The following is a 20,245-nucleotide window of genomic DNA, read 5'->3' on the forward strand; positions in this document are numbered from 1 at the left end:
GCGGTCAGCCGGCGCGGCGGTCAGTCGGCGCGGCGGAACTCCACGATGGCCACCAGCATCAGCCCGAGGCCCATGCCGAGGACGATCAGGATCTCCAGCCAGATCGGCACCGTCCAGCCGCCCCACGTGACGCCCGGGTCGAAGGTGCGCAGCAGCCGCTGCGAGACGTCCAGGTGCGCGAACACCACGTGCCGCATCGGGTCGACCGCGTAGGTCAGCGGGTTGAACCGGGTCAGCACGCTCAGCCACGTCGGCAGCCCGTTCAGCGGGTACAGCGCGCCCGACAGGAACATCATCGGCATCATCGCCATCTGCATGAGGCCGAAGAACGCCTGCATCTGGGTGATCCGCGCGGCCATCATCACCCCGAACCCGGTCAGCGCGAACGCCCCGATGAACATCAGGCCGATCAGCTGCAGCATCAGCGCCGGGTCGTAGGGGACGCCGGCCAGCGGCGCGAGCATCACGATCACCACGCCCTGCAGGGTCGCCACGAGCGCGCCGCCGACGCACTTGCCGATCACGATGGCGCTGCGGCTGACCGGCGCCACGAGCATCTCGCGCAGGAACCCGAACTCCCGGTCCCAGACGATCGACCCGGCGGAGAACATCGCGGTGAACATCACCGACATCGCGCACACGCCGGGGTAGATGAACGTCTTCAGGTCGACGTTTCCGGCCGGGCCGCCGCCGCTCGTCACCAGGTTCGACAGGCCGGTGCCCATGACCAGCAGCCACAGCACCGGCTGGACCAGGCCGGACACCATCCGCAGCTTGTCCCGCCAGAACCGGATCAGCTCCCGGTGCAGGACGATCTTCACGGCGCGCAGGTCCTGCCGCAGGCCGCGGTCGGGCACCCGGACCCGGACGACCTCCGGAGCCGCCGCCTTCTGCGCGGTGCCCGCCATCGCCGCCTCCTCGTCCGCCGCCGTCGGCCCCGTCATCGCCCGTCCCCGCATCGCCCGCCCCCGCATCGTCCTCGTCCGGCCCGTCATCGCCGCGCCGCGCGCATCGCCATCCGCATCCGGTCGTTCCCGGTCGCCTCGGCGTCCCGGATCGTGCTGCCGGTGAACGACATGAACACGTCGTCCAGCGACGGCCGCGCCACGTTCACCGACCGGATCGGGACGCCCAGCTCGGCGAACAGCCGCGGCACGAACGCCTCGCCGGAGACCACCGAGAACGCCACCGCGCCCTCCGACACGACCGCCTCCAGGTCGAACCGCTCCTTGATCGCGGCGATCGCCGCCTCGTCGTCGGCGGTCTGGATGCGGACCCGGTCCCTGCCGACGCCCGCCTTCAGCGCCTCCGGGGTGTCCAGCGCCACGATCCGCCCCGAGTCCATGATCGCGATGCGCTCGCAGAACTCGGCCTCGTCCATGTAGTGCGTGGTCATGAAGATCGTGATCTCCTCGGCGGCCTGCAGCTGCCGGATGTACTCCCAGATCGACGCGCGGGTCTGCGGGTCGAGGCCGACGGTCGGCTCGTCCAGGAACAGCACCCGCGGCGAGTGCAGCAGGCCGCGCGCGATCTCCAGCCGGCGCTTCATCCCGCCGGAGAAGGTCTGCACCAGGTCCTCGCGGCGGTCCCACAGCCCGACCATCTCCAGGACCTGCCGGATGCGGGCGCGGGTCACCGACCGCGGCACCCCGTACAGCTCGGCGTGGAAGCGCAGGTTCTGCTCCGCCGACAGGTAGCCGTCCAGCGTGGGGTCCTGGAACACCAGCCCGATGTTGCGGCGGACGCTGTCGCGCTCGGCGACCACGTCGTGCCCGGCCACCAGGGCGCGGCCGCCGGTCGGCCGCAGCAGCGTGCAGAGCATGTTGATCGTCGTGGACTTGCCCGCGCCGTTCGGGCCGAGGAAACCGAAGATCTCCCCCGGCCGCACGGTGAACTCGATCCCCCGCACGGCCTCCACGTCGCCGAACCTCTTGATCAGGCCGTCGACCTCGACGGCGGGTCCCCCGTCCGGCATGGGGCCTCCCCTCCGCATGGAGTGCACACCCATATTTTGGGCCCTCCAACGGTAGGAGTACCCTATCTCTCACGTCAAGAGAAATAGGCAGGGCCAAGCAACCCCCGAGGAGCGGGCGTGACGGATCAGCCGGACCCCATGTACGACTCGCCCACCTACCTGATGTTCGAGGCGGTGCGGCTCGTGCGGCGCACCGGGGCGCGGATGTTCCCCGGCCAGCCGCGGCTGCCCCACCTGCTCGTCCTGTGGTGCGTCGCGCGGTCCGGGCCGCTGTCGCAGCGCGAGGTCGCCGAGCGGCTCCGCATGGACGCCGGCGACCTGGTCGGCATCGTGGACGCCCTGGAGAAGGCCGGGCACGTCGAGCGCCGCCGCGACCCCGAGGACCGGCGCCGCTACGCGCTGGACGCCACCGAGGACGGCCGGCTGTTCCTCGGGGAGAGCCTGGCCGCCCGCGCCCGCCTCAACGAGGTCCTGTTCGCGCCGCTGTCACCGGACGAGCGGCGCCAGTTCCGGGAGCTGCTGCTGCGCCTCCTGGCCCACCACGACGACCGGTTCGCGGCCCCCGAGCGGGACGGGGCGCGGCGGCCGGGGGCGGCGCAGGGCGGCGGCGCCGTCCCCCCGCCGGGCCGGGAAGAGGCCGGTCAGCGCACCGACACCGGCTCGTTCATGCGCGACAGCGCCTCGTCGTAGCGGCGCAGCACCAGCCGCGCCGCGGCGTCGTGCGCCCCGATCGGCGCGGCCACCGCGTCGGCGCCGCACGCCCGCACCCGGTCCAGGAACCGGCCCGGCGCCAGCAGGTACGTCGCCACGGCCACGCGCGCCGCCCCCCGCCGCCGCAGCCGCGCGACGGCCTCGTCCAGCGTCGGCCCGCCCGCGGCGACGAACCCGCAGGTGACGGGCCGCCGCAGCCGCCGCGCCAGCAGCTGGGCGGCGGCCCGCACGTCGACGGCCCCGGCCGGATCGGCGGACCCCGCCGCGCCCAGGACGACGGCGTCCGGGCGGCGCGGCGGGGTCCGGGTCCGCGCGCACTCCGCGAGCCGGCCGGCGAGTGCGGCGGCCAGCAGCGGGTCCGGGCCGAGCGGCCGGGCCGCCACCGCGCCCGGCAGCAGCCGGGCCGCCCGCTCCGGGATGTCGATCAGCGCGTGGTAGCCGCGCGCCAGCATCAGCGGCACCACGACCACCGGGCCGCCGCCCGGCGCGAGGACGGACGCGGCCTCCTCCAGCGACGGCTCCGCCAGCTCCCCGTACGCCTCGGCGACCCGCAGGCCCGGCCGCATCGCGCGCACCCGGCCGAGCAGCTCCCGGACCACCGCGGGCCCGGCCGGGTCGCGCGTCCCGTGCGCGACGGCCAGCAGCGCCGGGCCCCGGTCAGCCACCGGCGCCCGCCGTGATCCGGTCGGCGAGGCGCGGGTCGCACGCCAGCCGGTAGCCGCGCTTGACGACCGTCTCCACGATCCCCGGCCGGCCCAGCCCGCGCCGCAGCCGCGCCACCGCCATCTCCACCGCGTGCTCGTCGGCCTGCGGCCGCGCGTCCCTCCCGCGCGGCGCGCCGACCCCGGCCGACCGGCTCGGCAGCGCGCCGCACAGCTCCGCCCGCGACACCACGTGCCCGGGACGCCGCGCGAGCGCCCGCAGGATCGCCATCGGCGCGGGCGCGATCGGCCGCAGCTGCCCGTCCAGCACGACGGCGTGCCCGCGCAGCTCCAGCGACGCCCCGCGCACCGACAGCCGCCGCGACCGCCGCCCCGGCAGCCCGGTGACCAGCGCGCGGACGAGCGCGCCGAGCCGGGCGCGCTCCGGCTGGACGGTCGGGACGCCGCGGCCGGTGAGCGCCTCCGCGGTGACCGGCCCGACGCACGCCGCCACGACGTGGGTGCGCATGGCCTCCACCAGGGCCTCCTCCAGCCCGTCGTCCGCCGCCACGCCCAGCGTCGCGTCGACCGCGGGCGCCGAGGTGAACGTGATCGCGTCGACCGTGCCGGCGACCGCCTGGCCGACGAGCCGGCGCAGCGGCGTCGGGTCGTCGGCGCGCGACCACCGGTACACCGGGATCTCGATCACCTCGGCGCCCGCGGCGCGCAGCGCCCCGGTCAGCTCCGGCTGCCGCTCCCCGTACAGCTGCACGGCGATCCGGGCGCCCGCCAGGTCCTTGGCCAGCAGGTGCCGGGTGACCTCGGCGCACCCCTCCGAGTCCGGCGACCACACCTCCCGCAGCCCGGCGGACCGGACCGCGCCGCGCGCCTTCGGGCCGCGGGCCACGATGTCCGCGGCGGCGAGCCGGGACACCAGGGCGTCCCGCAGCCCGTGCCCGTCCGCCGTCTCCAGCCACGCCCGGAACCCGATCCCGGTCGTGACGACGACGTGGTCCAGCGGCCCGGCCGCGCACGCCCGCGTCGCCTCCAGCAGCTCGGCGTCGTCGGCGAGCGGGACGAGGCGGATGGCGGGGGCGAGCACGACCCGCGCGCCGCGCCGCTCCAGCAGCGTGGCGAGCTCCTCGTGCCGCCTCGCCGCGGTCACGCCGACCGCGAACCCCGCGAGCGGCTCGGCGAACCCGGCCGGCGGCTCACTGCCGGTGCTCATCGGTGAGCGCCACCTCCACCCGGTCCCCGGCGCGGCGGACCGGGAACACCGGCAGCGCCACCCGCGGATCGTCCAGGCACACCCCGGTCCGCAGGTCGAACACCTGCTTGTACATGGGGGACGCGATGGTCGGCGTCCCGTTCCGGGTGCCGAGGATCCCGCGCGACAGCACGTAGGCGCCGCTGAACGGGTCGAGGTTCGACAGCGCGTGCAGGCCGCCGTCGAAGACCCGGAAGACCGCAACCTGCGTGCCGTCCACCATCGCGCAGACCCCCCGCTCGGGGATCAGGTCGGCGTAGGAGCAGATGTGGAACCAGCGGACCGCCGGGTCCTCGGTGATCGTGGCTTCGGGTGTCATGGTCAGATCCTCCGCAGGAGCGGTTTCGCCGCTGGGTCTCCTTTGTCACCGCCGTGTTAAAAGGGACTCACTCCCACCCGGACGGCGCACACCTTGAACTCCGGCATCCGCGACACCGGATCCAGCGCCGGGTTGGTGAGCAGGTTCGCCCGCCCCTCCCCCGGCCAGTGGAACGGGACGAACACGGTGTCGTCGCGGACCGCGTCGGTCAGCCGCGCCCGCAGGGTCACCGCGGCCCGGCGGCTCTCCACCCGCACCTCGGCGCCGTCCTCGATGCCGAGGCGCTCGGCGAGGTCGGGGTGCAGCTCCACGAACGGCCCCGGCGCGGCCTCGGCCAGCGCCGGCACGCGGCGGGTCTGCGCGCCCGACTGGTACTGCGCGAGGACCCGGCCGGTGGTCAGGTACACGGGGTGGGCGGCGTCCACGTCCTCGGCGGGGCCGCGGTGCTCGACCGGCACGAACCGGGCGCGCCCGTCCGGCGTTTCGAAACGGTCCAGGTAGGGGCGCGGGGTGCCCGGGTGGTCCGGGTCCGGGCAGGGCCAGAACACGCCGCCCTCGGCGTCGATCCGCGCCGCGTCGATGCCGGAGTAGTCGGCGGCGCCGCCGGCGCTCGCGCGGCGCAGCTCGGCGAACACCGCCCCGGGGTCGGCGGTCCACTCCCCCGGCGCCTTCAGCCGCTCCGCCAGCGCCGCGATGACCTCCAGGTCGGTGCGGACGCCGGCCGGCGGGCGGACGGCCCGGCGGCGGCGCAGCACCCGGCCCTCCAGGTTCGTCATCGTCCCCGACTCCTCCGCCCACTGCGCGACCGGCAGCACGACGTCGGCGCGCCGGGCGGTCTCCGACGGGACGAAGTCGGCGACCACCAGCAGGTCCAGGGCGTCCAGCCGCTCCTCCACGTGGGCGGCGCGCGGCGCGGAGACCACCGGGTTCGACCCGAACAGCAGCAGCGCCCGCGGGCCGCCGGCGGTGCCGAGCGCCGACAGCAGCTCGTAGGCCGACCGCCCCGGTCCCGGCAGGTCCGCCGGGTCGACGCCCCACACCGCCGCGACGTGCGCGCGGGCCGCCGGGTCGCCGATCCCGCGGTAGCCGGGGAGCTGGTCGGCCTTCTGCCCGTGCTCGCGGCCGCCCTGCCCGTTGCCCTGCCCGGTCAGGCACCCGTACCCCGAGCCCGCGCGGCCGGGCAGCCCGAGCGCGAGCGCCAGGTTGATGAAGGCGCTCACGGTGTCGGTGCCGCGCGCGTGCTGCTCGCCGCCCCGCCCGGTCAGCACGTGGGCGCGGGCGGCGCGGGCCAGCAGCCGGACGGCCTCGCGCATCGCCGGGACGGGGACGCCGGTGATCCGCTCGACGCGGTCCGGCCAGTACGCGTTCACCACCGTGCGGACCGCGTCGAACCCGGCGGTGCGGGCGGCGATGTAGTCCTCGTCGGCGAGGCCCTCGGCCAGCGCCAGGTGCAGCAGCCCGTTGGCGAGCGCGAGGTCGGTCCCGGGCACCGGCTGCAGGTGCAGGTCGGCCTGGCGGGCGGTGGCGGTGCGGCGCGGGTCCACCACGACGAGGGCGCCGCCGCCGTCGCGCATCTCCGCCAGGTGCCGCATGAACGGCGGCATCGTCTCGGCGGGGTTCGACCCGACGAGCAGCACCGCGCCGGACGCCGCCAGGTCGGTGACCGGCCCCGGCAGGCCGCGGTCCATGCCGAACGCGCGGCCGGACGCCGCCGCGGCCGACGACATGCAGAACCGGCCGTTGTAGTCGATCTGGGACGTGCCGAGCGCGACCCGCGCGAACTTGCCGAGCAGGTACGCCTTCTCGTTGGTCAGCCCGCCGCCGCCGAACACCGCGACGGCGTCCGGGCCGTGCAGCGCCCGCAGCCGGGCGGCCTCCGCGGCGACCCGGTCGAGGGCCGCGTCCCACGTGCAGGGCTCCAGCGGCGCGGCCCGGTCGCGCCGCATCAGCGGCGCGGTCAGCCGGTCGGGGACGGTGAGCAGCTCCGCGGCCGTCCAGCCCTTCTGGCACAGCCCGCCGCGGTTCGCGGGGACGTCGCCGCGCGGCTCGACCCGCACGGTGCCCTCGCCGGTGTCGTGCAGGGTCATGCCGCACTGCAGGGCGCAGTACGGGCAGTGCGTGGGAGTCCCGGTCATGCGCCCAGGTTCGGCGGGGGCCGTTTCGCCCGCGCTTCCCCCGTGTGACCCGGGCGTTAAGAGCCGTTCACGCTGCGGCGTCCGCCGAAGTCAGCCCGGCGCCGCGGCGGCCGCCGCGGGTCGTTTCCTGACGCGCGCGTGTCAAGCGTTGTCGATCCTTGTCATGGCCCATTCGTCGTTTTTCACCTGTTTCCCGAACGGATTCGCGGCGGCCCGGTGATCTCGCGGACGGATGCGGCCCCCGCGCCCGCCCGCCCCCGGCCGCACCGCGGTGATCACGCCTAACCTCGGTACATGCCCGACCTTGCTTACTACGCCTCCCTGCCGCGCTCCCGCGGCGCCGCGGCGGCCCTGCTCCTGGACGACCTCGGGCGGGTCCTGCTGGTCAAGCCCACCTACAGCGAGGGCTGGTATCTCCCCGGCGGGGTCATCGAAGCCGACGAGTCCCCGCTGTCGGCGTGCGTGCGCGAGTGCGAGGAGGAGCTCGGCCTCGTCCCCCGGCTGGACGGCCTGGCCTGCGTCGACTGGGGCTCGCCGCGCGACGACGGCGTGGACGCCGTCAACGTGTTCGTGTTCGGCGGCACGATCACCGGGGAGCAGATCGCGGCGATCCGGCTGCCGCCCGAGGAGCTGTCCGACCACGTCCTGGTCGCGCCGGAGCAGATCCCCGAGCTGGCGCCGCCGCACGTCTCCCGCCGGATGGACCCCAGCCTGCGGGCCATGGCCGACGGCCGCGCCGTCTACCTGGAGGACGGCCGCGAGCAGCCGTTCGGCGCCGGGCTGCCGGCGCGCGCCGGCCGCCCGGCCGGCCGGGGCCGCACCGGGGGCTAGGCCGGGACGGCGTCCCGCACCTGCCGCCCGCGCTCGGGATCGACCGCGCGGGCGCAGTGCGCGCAGCAGTACCAGTGCCCGTCCACGTCCACGCCGTGGCCCATGATCCGGCACTGGCAGTGCTCGCACACCGGCGCCATCTTCGTCACCGCGCACTCGAACGAGTCGAACGTGTGCACCTGCCCCTGCGCGTGCACCTCGAACGTCATGTCGTAGTCGTTGCCGCAGACCTCGCAGGTCGCCATCGGTCCTGCCTCCGTTTCCCCCGCCGCCCGCGATCCCCTGCCTACCCGGCGCGGCCCGGATCTACCGCGCGGCTCACCTGCGGCGGTCACGCGCGGTGCGGCGGAGTTAGCACGGGCGTACGCCCGGTCACACGCGCCCGAAACGCCGCCTTCCTACGGTCGGCCCGTCCGAACCGACCAGGGAGAGCGCCCATGACCGTCACGACACAGGCCGCGCGCGGGGACCGCGCCCGCCCGCCCCGGGACCGCTGGATCGAGGACTGGCGGCCCGAGGACCCCGCCTTCTGGACGGCCCGCGGCGCCCGGATCGCCCGCCGCAACCTGATCTACTCCATCCTCACCGAGCACATCGGGTTCTCGGTGTGGTCGCTGTGGTCGGTGCTGGTGCTGTTCCTCGGCCCCGCCTACGGCGTCGACGCGGCCGGCAAGTTCACCCTCACCGCCGTCCCCGCCCTCGTCGGCGCGGCGCTGCGCATCCCCTACACGTTCGCCGTCGCCCGGTTCGGCGGCCGCAACTGGACCGTCTTCAGCGCCGCGCTGCTGCTCGTCCCGGCGGTGCTCGCCGCGTTCCTGGTCGAACCCGGCGTCCCGTTCGGCACCCTGCTCGCCCTCGCGGCCGTCGCCGGCGTCGGCGGCGGCAACTTCGCGTCCTCGATGGCCAACATCAACGCCTTCTACCCGCAGCGGCTCAAGGGCTGGGCCCTCGGCGTCAACGCCGGCGGCGGCAACCTCGGCGTCGCCGTCGTCCAGCTCGCCGGGCTGCTGGTCCTCGCCACCGCCGGCAAGGACCACCCCGGCCTCGTCGCCGGGATCTACATCCCGCTGATCGTCCTCTCCGCGCTGCTGGCGTGGCTGCGCATGGACAACCTCGCGCACGCCCGCAACGACCGCCGGGCCATGCGGGACGTCTCCAGGGACGCCCACGCCTGGATCATGTCGGTGCTCTACATCGGCACGTTCGGCTCGTTCATCGGGTTCGGGTTCGCCTTCGGGCAGGTGCTGCAGGTCCAGTTCGCCGGCGACTTCGGCAGCCCGGTCAAGGCCGCCTGCCTGACGTTCCTCGGCCCCCTGCTCGGGTCGCTGATCCGCCCCGCAGGCGGCCGGCTCGCCGACCGGCTCGGCGGCGCCGCCGTCACCTTCTGGACGTTCGTCGCGATGGCCGCGTCCGCCGGGCTGGTGCTGGCCGCGTCGCAGCGCGGGTCGCTGCCGCTGTTCATCGCCGGCTTCGTGCTGCTGTTCGCGTGCAGCGGCGCCGGCAACGGCTCCACCTACAAGATGATCCCCGCGATCTTCCGCGCCAGGGCGCCCGAGCACGAGGCGCGCCGCCTGGCCGGCGCGCTGATGGGCATCGCCGGCGCCGTCGGCGCGTTCGGCGGCGTCCTGGTCAACCTCGCCTTCCGGCAGTCGTTCCAGACCTACGGGACCGGCGACGGCGCCTACCTCGCGTTCATCGCCTTCTACGCCGTGTGCTGCGCCCTCACCTGGGCGGTCTACCTGCGGCCCCGGCCCGGCAGGCCGGACGGCGTCTGACGGCCGGCCCGCCGCCTCCCCCGCGCGGGCCGCGCGCCCGGCCGGTCGTCGCGCTCCGGCCAGCGCGGCGACCGGCCCGACGAGCGCAGCACCGCCTCCCACGCGTCCCCCGCCGCGAGCGGCAGGTGCGGGACGCCCCAGTGCCACGCCGACACCAGCAGGTCGGGGTCGCGGGGCCGGTAGTCCTCCCCCACCGCGCGGGCCATGTCCCAGGCGTGCAGGTGCCACTCCACGCACGCCGCGCCCGCGTGGTCGCCGACCGTGTACTTGGTGCCCCGGTAGACCAGGTGCGTCCGGTCCCACATGTCCGGCAGCAGGTCGGCGTACGCGCCCGCCGACACCCCGAACGCCGTGATCCGGTCGGGACCGGGCTCGGGCGGCAGCACCGCCAGCTCGGTCGCGTTCTGCCGCGCCTGCTGCCGGATCAGCACCGCCGTCGCCGCGTCCTGCGCGAACAGCGTCGCGAGCCGGCTGTCGGGCGCGTCCTGCAGGTACTCCAGGAAGTTCTCCGCGACGCACCGCAGATGCCCGGCGAGATCGATCAGCCGCCAGTCGGCGCACGGCGTCGGCACGTCCCAGTCGCCGGCGCGCGCCGCCAGCGCGCGGATCGCCGCCACCCCGTCCCGGTAGGACTCGAGTACGCGGCACCGGTCCGGCGGCGTGCGCTCCACGTGACATCCCCCAACGTCCAGAGCGGCGTGTGCCCTCTCCGCCGGGACGCGTCCGCGCGCACGCGGCGGCCCTGCGGCCGCGCGGCGGGGCGCCCCCGGCGCTCCCCCAGAGGGCAGACTCTCAAAGTTCGGTGGCCGGTGCCACCCGGTGACGCTGTGTCGCCGCACCCGCGGGCGGCTCAGCCGAGCGCGGACGGCACCGTCTTGAAGCTGAGGCGGTGCGCCTCGCGGGCCGTGCGCAGCCGGTCGACCTCGTCGGTCCACGGGCGCACCGCCGGGCGCGCCTTGGCCTTGCGGTAGGCGATCTCGGCGGCGCGGCGGGCCTCGGCGTCCTGCCCGGGCGTCGTGTAGACCTTCGGGCCCATCGCGACCCGCTCGGCCGCCTCGGCGGCGGCGAGCACCGCCGTCAGCGCCTTGTCGAACGCGGCCGCCAGCTCCCGCAGCTCGTCGAAGGGGGCGTCCGCGGCCTGCGCCTCGCGCAGCGCCCGCTCCGCCTCGCCGGCCGCCGCGAGCCGGTCGTCGTACTCGGCGGCCAGTCGCCGGTCGGCCTCGTACGGCTCCGCGACGTCCTTGCTCACCCGGCGGCCCAGCGGCATGGTGGTACTCCCTCGACGGTCTGCACTGTCCGGTCGAGGGTAAGCGTACGCGGGGTTCCGGCGTGTCGTGGCGGCGGACACCCGGCTTCGGCCCTTTACACAGTAAGGTCGGTTCTCATGGTCCGGCAGCCCAGCATCAACGCCCAGCACCGCGCGCCGCTGTCCACCGAGCGGATCATCGAGGCGGCCCTGCGGATCGTGGACGGCCAGGGACTCGGCCGCCTCACGATGCGCCGCCTCGGCGACGCCCTGGAGGTCGAGGCGATGGCCATCTACCACCACCTCCCCCGCGGCAAGGAGCAGCTCCTGGACGGCCTCGTCGCGCACGTCGCCGCCGCCCCCGCCGGCGAGCCGCCGCCCGGCCGCTGGCAGGACGCCCTGCGCGGATGGGCGCGCGACTACCGGGAGCGGCTGATGGCGCACGCCGGGGTCCTCCCCCTGATCGTCACCCGCCGCAACCCCGCCGCGCTCACCGCCACGGTCGCGTCCCTGCGCGAGGTCATGCGGCGCGGCGGCGTCGCCGAGGACACCGCCGCCGTCGCCGCGCACACCCTGCTCGGCTACGTGATCGGCCACACCGCGCTGGAGGTGCGCGGCACCGCCGAGGACGGCGCCGACCGCGTCGTCGACTGGGACGCCCGCTTCACCGCCGGCCTGGACCTCGTCATCGCCGGCGTCCGCTAGCCCCCGGCCGCCGGCCCGGCCCGCAGGCGCTCGCCCGCTAGTCGTCGACGACCAGGATCTCCAGCTGGTGCGGGCCGTGGACGCCCTCGACCCGCCGCAGCTCGATGCCGTGGGTGGCGGACGGGCCGCTGATCCAGGTGAGGGGCCGCGCCGGGTCCAGCCGGGTGACCGCCTCCGGGACCGTCCCGACGATCTGGTCGGCGCGCACGACGCACAGGTGGAAGCCGGGCACGAGCGTCAGCGCCCGCCTCCCCTGCGCCCGGCCGCCGTCCAGGACGACCGTGCCGGTCTGCGCGACCGCCAGGGCGCAGCCGGTCACCGCGCCGTCCACGGCGGCGAGCGCGTCGATGTCGAGCGCCGGGGTGTCGGCGAGCGCGCGGACGCCGTCCAGCTCGGCGAGCCACCCGAACGGCAGGTCGGCCGGGACGACGATCTGCTTGGCCTCCCGCGCCCACAGCGCGGCCGCCACCGCGGTGCCCGCCTCGTCCGCGCCGACGTGCCGCACCGCCGCCCGGTTGTCGGCGACCCGCTCGGTGAACAGGGCGATGACGTCCGCCCGCGTCTCGGCCTCCGCCCCGGTCAGCCGCCGCGCGTAGCCGCGCGGCACCGGGGGATGGGCGCCGCGCGTCCCGCCGAGCGCGTAGCGCACCCGGCGCAGCACCTCCTCGCGCGCGCTCACGCCCGCGTCCCGTTCCACCAGGCGCGGAAGCTCTCCGCGGGCGGCGCCGGCAGGTCGCGCGCCTCGGTCCACCTGCCGAGCAGGCCGGGCAGGCGGCGGATCCGCCCGCCGCGCGACAGCAGCCGCGCCCACCGGGTGCCGCGCCGCAGCGCCGCCTCGTGCCGGCGGGGATCGCCCATCGTCCAGGCCAGGCCGCGCATCAGCACCATCTCGGGCGTCGGGACGGGCCGCCGGCGGCGCGACTCGACGACCGTGCCGCGCAGGTGGACCAGCACCTCCGGGATGTCGATCTTCACCGGGCAGACGTCGGCGCAGGCGCCGCACAGCGTGGACGCGTACGGCAGCGACGCGGCGGCCGCGCTCTCCACGCCGAGCAGCTGCGGGGTCAGGATCGCGCCGATCGGCCCCGGGTGGACCGGGCCGTAGGGGCGCCCGCCCGTGCGCTCGTAGACGGGGCAGACGTTCAGGCAGGCCGAGCAGCGGATGCAGCGCAGCGCGGCGCGCCCCACCTCGTCCGCGAGCGCGCGGGTGCGGCCGTTGTCGAGCAGGACGAGGTGGAACGCGCTCGGCCCGTCGCCCCGCGTCACCCCCGTCCACGTCGACACGTACGGGGTCATCCGGTCGCCGGTCGACGCGCGCGGGAGCAGCTGGAGGAACACCTCCATGTCGTCCCACGCCGGGACGACCTTGTCGATGCCGGCGACGCAGATCAGCGTCTCCGGCAGGGTCAGGCACATCCGCGCGTTGCCCTCGGACTCCACCACGACGGCCGTGCCGCTCTCGGCGACCAGGAAGTTCGCGCCGGTGATCGCGACGCGGGCGCGCAGGAACGGCTCGCGCAGGTGGGCGCGGGCCGCGGCGGCGAGCGCCTCCGGGTCGCCGGGCAGGTCCGGCCCGGCGGCGGGCATCGCGCGCCGGAACAGCTCGTGGATCTGCGCGCGGTCGCGGTGCGCGGCCGCCGACAGCGGATGGGACGCCTCGTCCCCGCCGAGCCGGGCGGCCAGGTCCGCGACGGCGGTCTCGCGGACCGTCACCCCCATCGCGGCCAGCGCGCCCGCGGCGCCGATCTCCCGGAGGGCGAGCGACGACGCCGCCACGACCTCCGCGGCGCCGGCCTCCCGCACCAGGCCGGCGACGACGCGGCGGGCCTCGGCCGCGTCGGCCGCCCAGTGCACGGTGCCGCCCGCCTCGGTGACGGCCCGTTCCAGCTCCTCCAGGTGGACGTCGAGGTTGCGGAGCGCGTCGTCGCCGATGGCGCGGCCCGCCTCGCGCAGCTCCTCCCAGTCGGCGGGCTCGGCGGACGCCGCGGCCGCCCGCTCGCGCAGCGCCGCGGTGGCGCGGCGCAGGTTGCGGCGCAGTCCGGTGTCGGCCAGCGCGGGACGGGCCGCGGCGGCGAACTTCGGCATCGGCGGCGGGACCGGCCCGCCCGGCGGCGCGGCGGTCACGACGGCCCCGTCGCGGCGAGGATCTCGGCCAGGTGCGCGGTCCGGACGCCGGCGCGCAGCCTGGACAGCGCCCCGCCGATGTGGGCGAGGCAGGAGTCGTCGACGGCGCACACCACGTCCGCGCCCGTGCCGCGGATGCGCCCGACCTTGTCGGCGACCATCGCGACCGACACGTCGGCGTTCTTCAGCGCGAACGCGCCGCCGAACCCGCAGCACTCCTCCGCGCCCGGCAGCTCCACCAGGTCGAGGCCCTTCACCGCGCGCAGCAGCCGCAGCGGCCGGTCGCCGAGCCTCAGCGCCCGCAGGGACTGGCAGGACGGATGGTAGGCGACCCGGTGCGGGAAGTACGCGCCGACGTCGGTGACCCCGAGGACGTCCACGAGGAACTCGGTCAGCTCGTAGACGGCGAGGCCCGCGGCGGCGCGGGCCAGGCCGGGGTCGCGGGCCGCGCGCGCGATCCGCGGGTAGGCGTCCCGGACGGCGGCGGCGCAGGACGCCGACGGCGCCACCACGACGCCGGCGCCCTCGAACGCCGCGGTGTACGCGCGGGCCAGATCGGCGGCCTCGCGGTGGTAGCCCGCCGACCAGTGGATCTGCCCGCAGCACGTCTGCCCCGAGGGGAATACCACGTCATGGCCGAGACGTTCCAAAAGGACGGTAACGGCCCTCCCCGTATCGGGGAACAGAGCGTCATCGAAGCACGCAACGGACAAAGCGACCCGCATCGGCCTCACTCCCCCTACGCCGTAAGGCGTTTCCCCCGTGCGCCATCGTAGGGGTTTCCGACCCGTCGGCGTGTCGTTCTTCATCCGTTATCTCGAGGGAGGGACCCTATGCCTGGCACCACGGAGTGAGGGTGGTCACATCCGACCGGTACTCCGGTACCAACGGACAACCGTCCCAACGGGCTATAGCCGATGGGTGCGAACCACTCCACACTGGGGTGCGTCAATTAAGGAAAGCACCACGACCGACCAGTAGTTGAGACCGGAGGCACGCCATGTGCCCGCACCAGCCGCCCTGTCCCTCGCACGACGCACCCGACCGCGACGCCGCCCGGACGCTGGCCTCGCACCCCGAGCAGGGGTGGAGCCTGCTGTGCAACGGCGTCGTGCTCTTCGAGGACACCGGTGAGCTGCTGCCCGACGGGGGAGTCATCGCGCCGCACCGGCCGACGGACCTGCAGGCGCCGTCCGCCGCTTGAGCGGTCTCCACGGGGGACTAGTTCAAACGGGTGATCATCCTCGGGGGCAACGCCCACCACCGTCCGACCTCCGGGCCCGCACCGGGCCCGGAGCCACCGGCCTCCCGGCCCGCCGGCCCGTCCGCGGACGGGCCGTTCGCATGTCCGGCGGACGTCAGCGCGCCGCCCACTTGCGCAGCCACGGCTCCACCGCACGGCCGACCGCGGCGGGGTCCCGGCTCAGGTCGTGCCGCTCCCCCGCCAGCACCGCCACGTGCGCGGCGTCCGCCTCGTCCGGCACGCCGAACGGGTCGCGGTCGCCGTTGACGACCAGGACCTCCGCCCCCGCCGAACGCAGCTCCCCCACCCGCGTCCTGTCCGGCCTGCCCGGCGGGTGCAGCGGGAACGCCAGCGCCACCACGCCCGCCGCTCCGGCCGGAGCCGCCGTGCGGCACGCCACCCGTGCGCCGTTGCTGCGGCCGCCCTGCACGAGGGGGACGCCCGCGAACCTCTCCCGCAGCGGCACGACGATCTCCAGCCAGGCCGCGTCCTGCTTGGCCGGCGGGCCGGGCGCCCTGCGGCCCGCGAACCGGAACGGCTGGGTCACCCGAGCGACCGCGCCGCCGAGCCCGAGCGCCGCGTCCCGCACGGCGAGCAGGTCGGGCGCCTCCACGCTCCCGTTGGACCCGTGCGTCAGGACCAGCAGGAACGCCGGGCCCTCCACCTCGTCCAGCACCACCTCGGCGGGCCCGTGCGCCGTCGCGACCTCCATACCGGCCACCGTAGCGGGCGCCCCCGGCGACCTTTGCGGAAGACTGGCCGCATGGAGAAGATGACCGACAGCGAGTGGCGCGCGTTCGTCATGGAGGGCACCCGCACCGGCAAGGCGGCCGTCACCCGCAGGGACGGCTCCCCGCACGTCACGCCGATCTGGTTCGTCCTCGACGGCGACGACGTGCTGTTCAACACCGGCCGCGGCTCCGTCAAGGGGCGCGTCCTCGCCCGCGACCCGCGCCTGTCGATCTGCGTGGACGACCAGACCCCGCCGTTCTCGTACGTGCAGCTCCAGGCGGAGGCGACGCTCATCGAGGACCTGGCGGAGATGCGCCGCTGGGCCACCGCCATCGGCGGCCGCTACATGGGCGCCGGCCGGGCCGAGGAGTTCGGCGCGCGCAACGCCGTCCCCACCGAGTACCTCGTCCGCGCCCGCATCACGAAGGTGATCGCCGAGCGCGCCATCGCCGGCTAGGCGTCCGGCCCGCCCATCGCCAGGCGGAGCCGCTCGGCGAAGCTCTCGTGCAGCAGCGGCCCCCACGGGTAGCCGTCCGGGACGCGGACCGCGCCGCCGAGGAGCTCGTGGGTCTCGTCCCCCCGCCCCTCGGCGTACCGGACGGCGAGCAGCGAGTACATGTGGTCGAGCGCGCCGAACGCCTCCCCGGCGAGCGCGGGAAGCGTCCCGTCCGACACGGCCTGCTCCACGACCGGCTCCCACCACAGGCCGTCGTCGTCCTCGGCGAAGTCGCGGCGAAGCCTCGCCCGCACCTGCGGGGCGATGCCGGGGTCGCCCAGCCCGCGCCGCCACACCTCGCCCGCCTCGGCGCCCCGCCCGCGCAGCGGCAGCGTCCGCGCCAGCAGCTCGGTGGCCAGCGGGCCGGCCTCCGGGTCGGACGGCTCCGCCGCCAGCGCCGCGCCGAACGCGCCGATCGCCTGGTCGAGGTAGGAGATGCCGAGCGCGACGGCGAGCCGCGCGTACGCGTACGGGGCGGCGTCCCGGTCGATCAGCCGCAGCCCCGCCGCCAGGATCCGCTGCGCCCGCGCCGGGTCGCCGCGCTCCAGCAGCCGCTGCGCCAGGTCGTGCGCGGCGAGCGGCCCGTACTCGGCGTCGCCCGTCCCGATCGCCGACTCCCAGTGGTCCCGCGCCGCGTCGAAGTCGCCGGCGTCGTCGGCGATGCGGGCCAGGGCCAGGTGGGCGGGCGGCAGGTAGGCGGGGTTGCCGAAGTCGACCACCGCGCCCCACGCGGGCACCGCCGCCTCCGGCTCGCCCGCCCGCTCATAGGTCAGCGCCAGATGGTAGGCGGCGCGCGGCCCGTACTCCGGGTCGGCGGTGGCGATCGCGGCCCGGTCGGCCTCCCTGGCCCGCTCCACCTCCCCCGCGTCGTCGAGGACGACGGCGAGCCCGAGCGCCGCCTGCGCCCGGCACGGCGTCTCGCCCATGCCCAGCACCTTCTCGAACAGCAGCGCCGCCCGCCCCGCCTCGCCGTTCTCGGCGAGGCTCCGGGCCTCCTCGCACATCCGCGCCGGGTCGGACGTCTCGTCCGGCAACTCGCTCATCGGCCTCTGCCCTCTGCGGCTCCTGGAAGTCCGCACCGAGACTAGCGACCCGGCCCCGCCGCGTCCCGCGACGACACCCCGAAACCCCCTTCAAGATCATGAATTCGCCCAGGGGGCGGGCCGGTCAGTCCTCGAACGCCTCGGGCGGCGGGCAGGAGCAGACCAGGTTGCGGTCGCCGTAGGCCTGGTCTATCCGGCGGACGGGGGGCCAGTACTTGCCCTCGCGCAGGGACGGGACGGGGTAGGCGGCCTCCTCGCGGGTGTAGGGGTGCTTCCAGTCGTCGGAGAGCAGGCAGGCGGCGGTGTGCGGGGCGTTCTTGAGCGGGTTGTCCTCGCGGTCGTAGGAGCCGTCGGCGACCCGCTGGATCTCCCGGCGGATCCCGATCATGGCGTCGCAGAAGCGGTCGAGCTCGGCGAGGTCCTCGGACTCGGTGGGCTCGATCATCAGCGTGCCGGCCACGGGGAAGGAGAGCGTCGGGGCGTGGAAGCCGTAGTCGATGAGGCGCTTGGCGACGTCCTCGGCGGTGATCCCCGTCTCCTTGGTGATCTTGCGGAGGTCGGCGATGCACTCGTGCGCGACCAGGCCGTTCCGTCCGGTGTAGAGGATCGGGTAGTGCGGGGCGAGCCGCGCGGCGAGGTAGTTCGCGGCGATGATCGCGCCCTCGGTGGCGGCGCGCAGGCCGTCCGGGCCCATCATGGCGATGTAGGCCCAGGAGATCGGCAGGATGCCCGCCGACCCCCACGGGGCCGCGGAGACCGGGCCGACGCCCGTCTCCGGGCCCGCCTCCGCCCGGAGCGGGTGGTTCGGCAGGAACGGGACGAGGTGCTCGCGGACGCCGATCGGGCCGACGCCGGGCCCGCCGCCGCCGTGCGGGATGCAGAACGTCTTGTGCAGGTTGAGGTGCGAGACGTCCGAGCCGAACTCGCCGGGGCGGGCGAGGCCGACGAGCGCGTTCAGGTTGGCGCCGTCGACGTAGACCTGGCCGCCCGCCTCGTGGACGGCGCCGCACACCTCGGTGATCGTCTCCTCGAAGACGCCGTGCGTGGACGGGTAGGTCACCATGATCGCGGCGAGCCGGCCGCGGTGCTCGTCGATCTTGGCGTGCAGATCGTCCAGCGCCACGTTGCCGCCCTCGTCGCACTTCACGACGACGACGCGCATCCCGGCCATGGCGGCGCTGGCGGCGTTGGTGCCGTGCGCCGAGGAGGGGATCAGGCAGACGTCGCGGTGCTCCTCGCCGCGGGACGCGTGGTAGCCGCGGATCGCGAGGAGCCCGGCCAGCTCGCCCTGCGAGCCCGCGTTCGGCTGGACGGACACCTTCGCGTACCCGGTGATCTCGGCGAGGGCGTCCTCCAGCTCGCCGATCAGCTCGAGGTAGCCGGCGGCCTGGTCGACGGGCGCGAACGGGTGGATGTCCGCGAACTGCGGCCAGGTGATCGGCTCCATCTCGGCGGTCGCGTTCAGCTTCATCGTGCAGGAGCCGAGCGGGATCATGGACCGGTCGAGCGCGACGTCCTTGTCCTGGAGGCGGCGCAGGTAGCGCAGCATCGCGGTCTCGGAGCGGTGCGCGTGGAAGACCGGGTGGGTGAGGTAGGGGCTCTCGCGGCGCAGCGCGTCCGGGATCGCCTCGGCGGCGTCGCCGGCGGGGGCGGCGCCGAACGCGTCGAGGACGGCGGCGACGTGCTCGGGCAGCGTGGTCTCGTCGCAGGCGACGCCGACGCGGTCGGGGCCGTCCTGGCGCAGGTTGATCCCGCGCTCGCGGGCCGCGGCGACGACCTCGGCGGCCCGTCCGGGCACGCGGGCGAGGACGGTGTCGAAGAACGCGCCGTGCACGACCTCGACGCCGGCGGCGCGCAGCCCGGCGGCGATCTCGGCGGCGCGGCGGTGCGCGCGCTGCGCGATCGCGGCCAGCCCCTCCGGGCCGTGGTAGACGGCGTACATGCCCGCCATCACGGCGAGGAGGACCTGGGCGGTGCAGATGTTGCTGGTGGCCTTCTCGCGGCGGATGTGCTGCTCGCGGGTCTGCAGCGCCAGCCGGTAGGCGGTCGCGCCGTCGGCGTCGACGGACACGCCGACGAGGCGTCCGGGCAGCTGCCGCTGGATGCCCTCGCCGACCGCCATGTAGCCGGCGTGCGGGCCGCCGAAGCCGTAGGGGACGCCGAACCGCTGCGCGGAGCCCACGGCGATGTCGGCGCCGGACTCGCCCGGCGGGCGCAGCAGCGTCAGCGCCAGCAGGTCGGCGGCCACGACCGCCTTCGCGCCGCGCTCGTGCGCCTGCGCGATGACCGGCGCCAGGTCGCGGACGGCCCCGGACGCGCCCGGGTACTGCAGCAGGACGCCGAAGAAGTCGCCGTCCGGCAGCCCCTCGGACAGGTCTGCGGTCACCACCTCGATGCCCAGCGGGACCGCCCGGGTCCGGATGACCTCGGCGGTCTGCGGGAGCGCGTCGGCGTCGACGAGGAACGTCCCGGGCTCCTTGCGCTTGGACACGCGGTGCGCGAGGGCCATCGCCTCGGCGGCGGCGGTGCCCTCGTCCAGCAGGGAGGCGTTCGCGACGGGCAGCCCGGTCAGGTCGGCGACCACGGTCTGGAAGTTCAGCAGCGCCTCGAGCCGGCCCTGCGAGATCTCCGGCTGGTAGGGCGTGTAGGCGGTGTACCAGCCGGGGTTCTCCAGGACGTTCCGCATGATCACGCCGGGGGTGGTCGTCCCGTGGTAGCCGAGGCCGATCATGGACGTCAGCACGGTGTTGCGGGACGCCAGCTCGCGGAGCCGGTCCAGCGCGGCGGACTCGCTGAGCGCGGGCGGCAGGTCCAGCGGGCGGCCGGTGCGGATCGCGGCGGGGACCGCGGCGTCGATCAGCGCCTCGGCGCCGGAGTAGCCGATGGCGGCCAGCATCCGGGCGTGGTCGTCCGGGCCGGGGCCGATGTGCCGGTCGGCGAACACGGCGCGCGGCCGCTGCGGCGCGGCCACGGGGGCGAAGAACTGGGCGGTCATGGAGAGC

General features: G+C 75.8%; 21 protein-coding genes. 6 read left to right on the top strand and 15 right to left on the bottom strand.

Features of this window, described 5'->3' with window-relative positions; genetic code table 11:
* Positions 1 to 20: 20 nt before the first annotated feature.
* Both ACIWVC_RS15930 and ACIWVC_RS15935 read right to left on the bottom strand, forming a co-directional pair.
* Positions 21 to 944 carry an ABC transporter permease gene (locus ACIWVC_RS15930; protein WP_396449907.1) on the bottom strand — a complete coding sequence of 308 codons (924 nt, stop codon included), beginning with the start codon at positions 942 to 944 and terminating at the stop codon, positions 21 to 23.
* Positions 945 to 991: 47 nt separating this feature from the next.
* Positions 992 to 1,975 carry an ATP-binding cassette domain-containing protein gene (locus ACIWVC_RS15935; protein WP_396449908.1) on the bottom strand — a complete coding sequence of 328 codons (984 nt, stop codon included), beginning with the start codon at positions 1,973 to 1,975 and terminating at the stop codon, positions 992 to 994.
* A gap of 117 nt (positions 1,976 to 2,092) precedes the next feature.
* On the opposite strand from ACIWVC_RS15935, the gene ACIWVC_RS15940 reads away from it, so the two are divergent.
* Positions 2,093 to 2,665: a MarR family winged helix-turn-helix transcriptional regulator gene (locus ACIWVC_RS15940; RefSeq protein WP_396449909.1), complete on the top strand. Its 573-nt coding sequence runs from the start codon at positions 2,093 to 2,095 to the stop codon at positions 2,663 to 2,665.
* Here ACIWVC_RS15940 and ACIWVC_RS15945 read toward each other — a convergent pair.
* The 4 genes from ACIWVC_RS15945 to ACIWVC_RS15960 are packed head-to-tail and all read right to left on the bottom strand — an operon-like array spanning position 2,617 to position 7,048.
* A complete protein-coding gene (locus ACIWVC_RS15945) occupies positions 2,617 to 3,351 on the bottom strand; it encodes a sirohydrochlorin chelatase (RefSeq protein ID WP_396454268.1) in 735 nt (244 codons plus the stop codon). The two genes, ACIWVC_RS15940 and ACIWVC_RS15945, sit on opposite strands and share 49 nt — an antisense overlap.
* Positions 3,344 to 4,555 carry a uroporphyrinogen-III synthase gene (locus ACIWVC_RS15950; RefSeq protein WP_396448502.1) on the bottom strand — a complete coding sequence of 404 codons (1,212 nt, stop codon included), beginning with the start codon at positions 4,553 to 4,555 and terminating at the stop codon, positions 3,344 to 3,346. The genes ACIWVC_RS15945 and ACIWVC_RS15950 overlap by 8 nt, the downstream gene beginning before the upstream one ends.
* Positions 4,539 to 4,913 carry a nitrite reductase small subunit NirD gene (gene nirD, locus ACIWVC_RS15955; RefSeq protein WP_396448503.1) on the bottom strand — a complete coding sequence of 125 codons (375 nt, stop codon included), beginning with the start codon at positions 4,911 to 4,913 and terminating at the stop codon, positions 4,539 to 4,541. Before nirD ends, ACIWVC_RS15950 begins: the two co-directional genes overlap by 17 nt.
* Positions 4,914 to 4,969: 56 nt before the next feature.
* Positions 4,970 to 7,048: a molybdopterin oxidoreductase family protein gene (locus tag ACIWVC_RS15960; RefSeq protein WP_396448504.1), complete on the bottom strand. Its 2,079-nt coding sequence runs from the start codon at positions 7,046 to 7,048 to the stop codon at positions 4,970 to 4,972.
* Between the two features lie 294 nt (positions 7,049 to 7,342).
* Between ACIWVC_RS15960 and ACIWVC_RS15965 the strand changes: the two genes are divergently transcribed.
* Positions 7,343 to 7,879, top strand: a complete 537-nt coding sequence (locus ACIWVC_RS15965; protein ID WP_396448505.1) for an NUDIX domain-containing protein — start codon at positions 7,343 to 7,345, stop codon at positions 7,877 to 7,879.
* On the opposite strand, the gene ACIWVC_RS15970 is transcribed toward ACIWVC_RS15965, so the two are convergent.
* The gene (locus ACIWVC_RS15970) at positions 7,876 to 8,124 is read right to left on the bottom strand and encodes a hypothetical protein (RefSeq protein ID WP_396448506.1); all 249 of its coding nucleotides are present in this window, start codon (positions 8,122 to 8,124) and stop codon (positions 7,876 to 7,878) included. The genes ACIWVC_RS15965 and ACIWVC_RS15970 overlap by 4 nt on opposite strands.
* Positions 8,125 to 8,316: 192 nt before the next feature.
* On the opposite strand from ACIWVC_RS15970, the gene ACIWVC_RS15975 reads away from it, so the two are divergent.
* A complete protein-coding gene (locus ACIWVC_RS15975; protein WP_396448507.1) occupies positions 8,317 to 9,654 on the top strand; it encodes a nitrate/nitrite transporter in 1,338 nt (445 codons plus the stop codon).
* Here ACIWVC_RS15975 and ACIWVC_RS15980 read toward each other — a convergent pair.
* Together ACIWVC_RS15980 and ACIWVC_RS15985 are read right to left on the bottom strand one after the other, a co-directional pair.
* Positions 9,615 to 10,325 carry a maleylpyruvate isomerase N-terminal domain-containing protein gene (locus ACIWVC_RS15980; RefSeq protein ID WP_396448508.1) on the bottom strand — a complete coding sequence of 237 codons (711 nt, stop codon included), beginning with the start codon at positions 10,323 to 10,325 and terminating at the stop codon, positions 9,615 to 9,617. The genes ACIWVC_RS15975 and ACIWVC_RS15980 overlap by 40 nt on opposite strands.
* A 179-nt stretch (positions 10,326 to 10,504) precedes the next feature.
* Complete coding sequence (locus ACIWVC_RS15985) at positions 10,505 to 10,921, bottom strand: plectin (protein WP_396448509.1); 417 nt, start codon at positions 10,919 to 10,921, stop codon at positions 10,505 to 10,507.
* 117 nt (positions 10,922 to 11,038) lie between these two features.
* Here ACIWVC_RS15985 and ACIWVC_RS15990 point away from each other — a divergent pair, with 117 nt between their 5' ends.
* Positions 11,039 to 11,605, top strand: a complete 567-nt coding sequence (locus ACIWVC_RS15990; RefSeq protein WP_396448510.1) for a TetR/AcrR family transcriptional regulator C-terminal domain-containing protein — start codon at positions 11,039 to 11,041, stop codon at positions 11,603 to 11,605.
* 37 nt (positions 11,606 to 11,642) lie between these two features.
* Here the strand turns inward: ACIWVC_RS15990 and ACIWVC_RS15995 are convergent, their stop codons facing one another.
* From ACIWVC_RS15995 to ACIWVC_RS16005, 3 genes are read right to left on the bottom strand one after another with little or no spacing between them, the layout of a single operon-like run.
* Positions 11,643 to 12,284 (bottom strand): lactate utilization protein C, encoded by a 642-nt coding sequence (locus ACIWVC_RS15995; RefSeq protein ID WP_396448511.1) that lies wholly within the window; start codon positions 12,282 to 12,284, stop codon positions 11,643 to 11,645.
* Positions 12,281 to 13,729 (bottom strand): LUD domain-containing protein, encoded by a 1,449-nt coding sequence (locus ACIWVC_RS16000; protein ID WP_396448512.1) that lies wholly within the window; start codon positions 13,727 to 13,729, stop codon positions 12,281 to 12,283. Before ACIWVC_RS16000 ends, ACIWVC_RS15995 begins: the two co-directional genes overlap by 4 nt.
* Positions 13,726 to 14,454, bottom strand: coding sequence for a (Fe-S)-binding protein (locus tag ACIWVC_RS16005; protein ID WP_396448513.1), 729 nt, complete (start codon positions 14,452 to 14,454; stop codon positions 13,726 to 13,728). The genes ACIWVC_RS16000 and ACIWVC_RS16005 overlap by 4 nt, the downstream gene beginning before the upstream one ends.
* Before the next feature lie 275 nt (positions 14,455 to 14,729).
* Between ACIWVC_RS16005 and ACIWVC_RS16010 the strand changes: the two genes are divergently transcribed.
* On the top strand, positions 14,730 to 14,933 hold the full coding sequence (locus ACIWVC_RS16010; RefSeq protein ID WP_396448514.1) for a DUF5999 family protein: 204 nt from the start codon (positions 14,730 to 14,732) through the stop codon (positions 14,931 to 14,933).
* Between the two features lie 154 nt (positions 14,934 to 15,087).
* On the opposite strand, the gene ACIWVC_RS16015 is transcribed toward ACIWVC_RS16010, so the two are convergent.
* Positions 15,088 to 15,684 carry an alpha/beta family hydrolase gene (locus ACIWVC_RS16015; RefSeq protein WP_396448515.1) on the bottom strand — a complete coding sequence of 199 codons (597 nt, stop codon included), beginning with the start codon at positions 15,682 to 15,684 and terminating at the stop codon, positions 15,088 to 15,090.
* 51 nt (positions 15,685 to 15,735) lie between these two features.
* On the opposite strand from ACIWVC_RS16015, the gene ACIWVC_RS16020 reads away from it, so the two are divergent.
* Positions 15,736 to 16,161, top strand: coding sequence for a PPOX class F420-dependent oxidoreductase (locus ACIWVC_RS16020; RefSeq protein ID WP_396448516.1), 426 nt, complete (start codon positions 15,736 to 15,738; stop codon positions 16,159 to 16,161).
* Here the strand turns inward: ACIWVC_RS16020 and ACIWVC_RS16025 are convergent.
* The gene (locus ACIWVC_RS16025) at positions 16,158 to 17,243 is read right to left on the bottom strand and encodes a tetratricopeptide repeat protein (protein WP_396448517.1); all 1,086 of its coding nucleotides are present in this window, start codon (positions 17,241 to 17,243) and stop codon (positions 16,158 to 16,160) included. The two genes, ACIWVC_RS16020 and ACIWVC_RS16025, sit on opposite strands and share 4 nt — an antisense overlap.
* A gap of 124 nt (positions 17,244 to 17,367) precedes the next feature.
* Entirely contained in the window at positions 17,368 to 20,238 is a 2,871-nt protein-coding gene (gene gcvP, locus ACIWVC_RS16030; RefSeq protein ID WP_396448518.1) for an aminomethyl-transferring glycine dehydrogenase, read from the bottom strand.
* Between the last annotated feature and the right edge of the window lie 7 nt (positions 20,239 to 20,245).

Origin of the sequence: Actinomadura sp. (genome assembly GCF_044508335.1) — a bacterium.
Classification (GTDB): Bacteria; Actinomycetota; Actinomycetes; order Streptosporangiales; family Streptosporangiaceae; genus Spirillospora.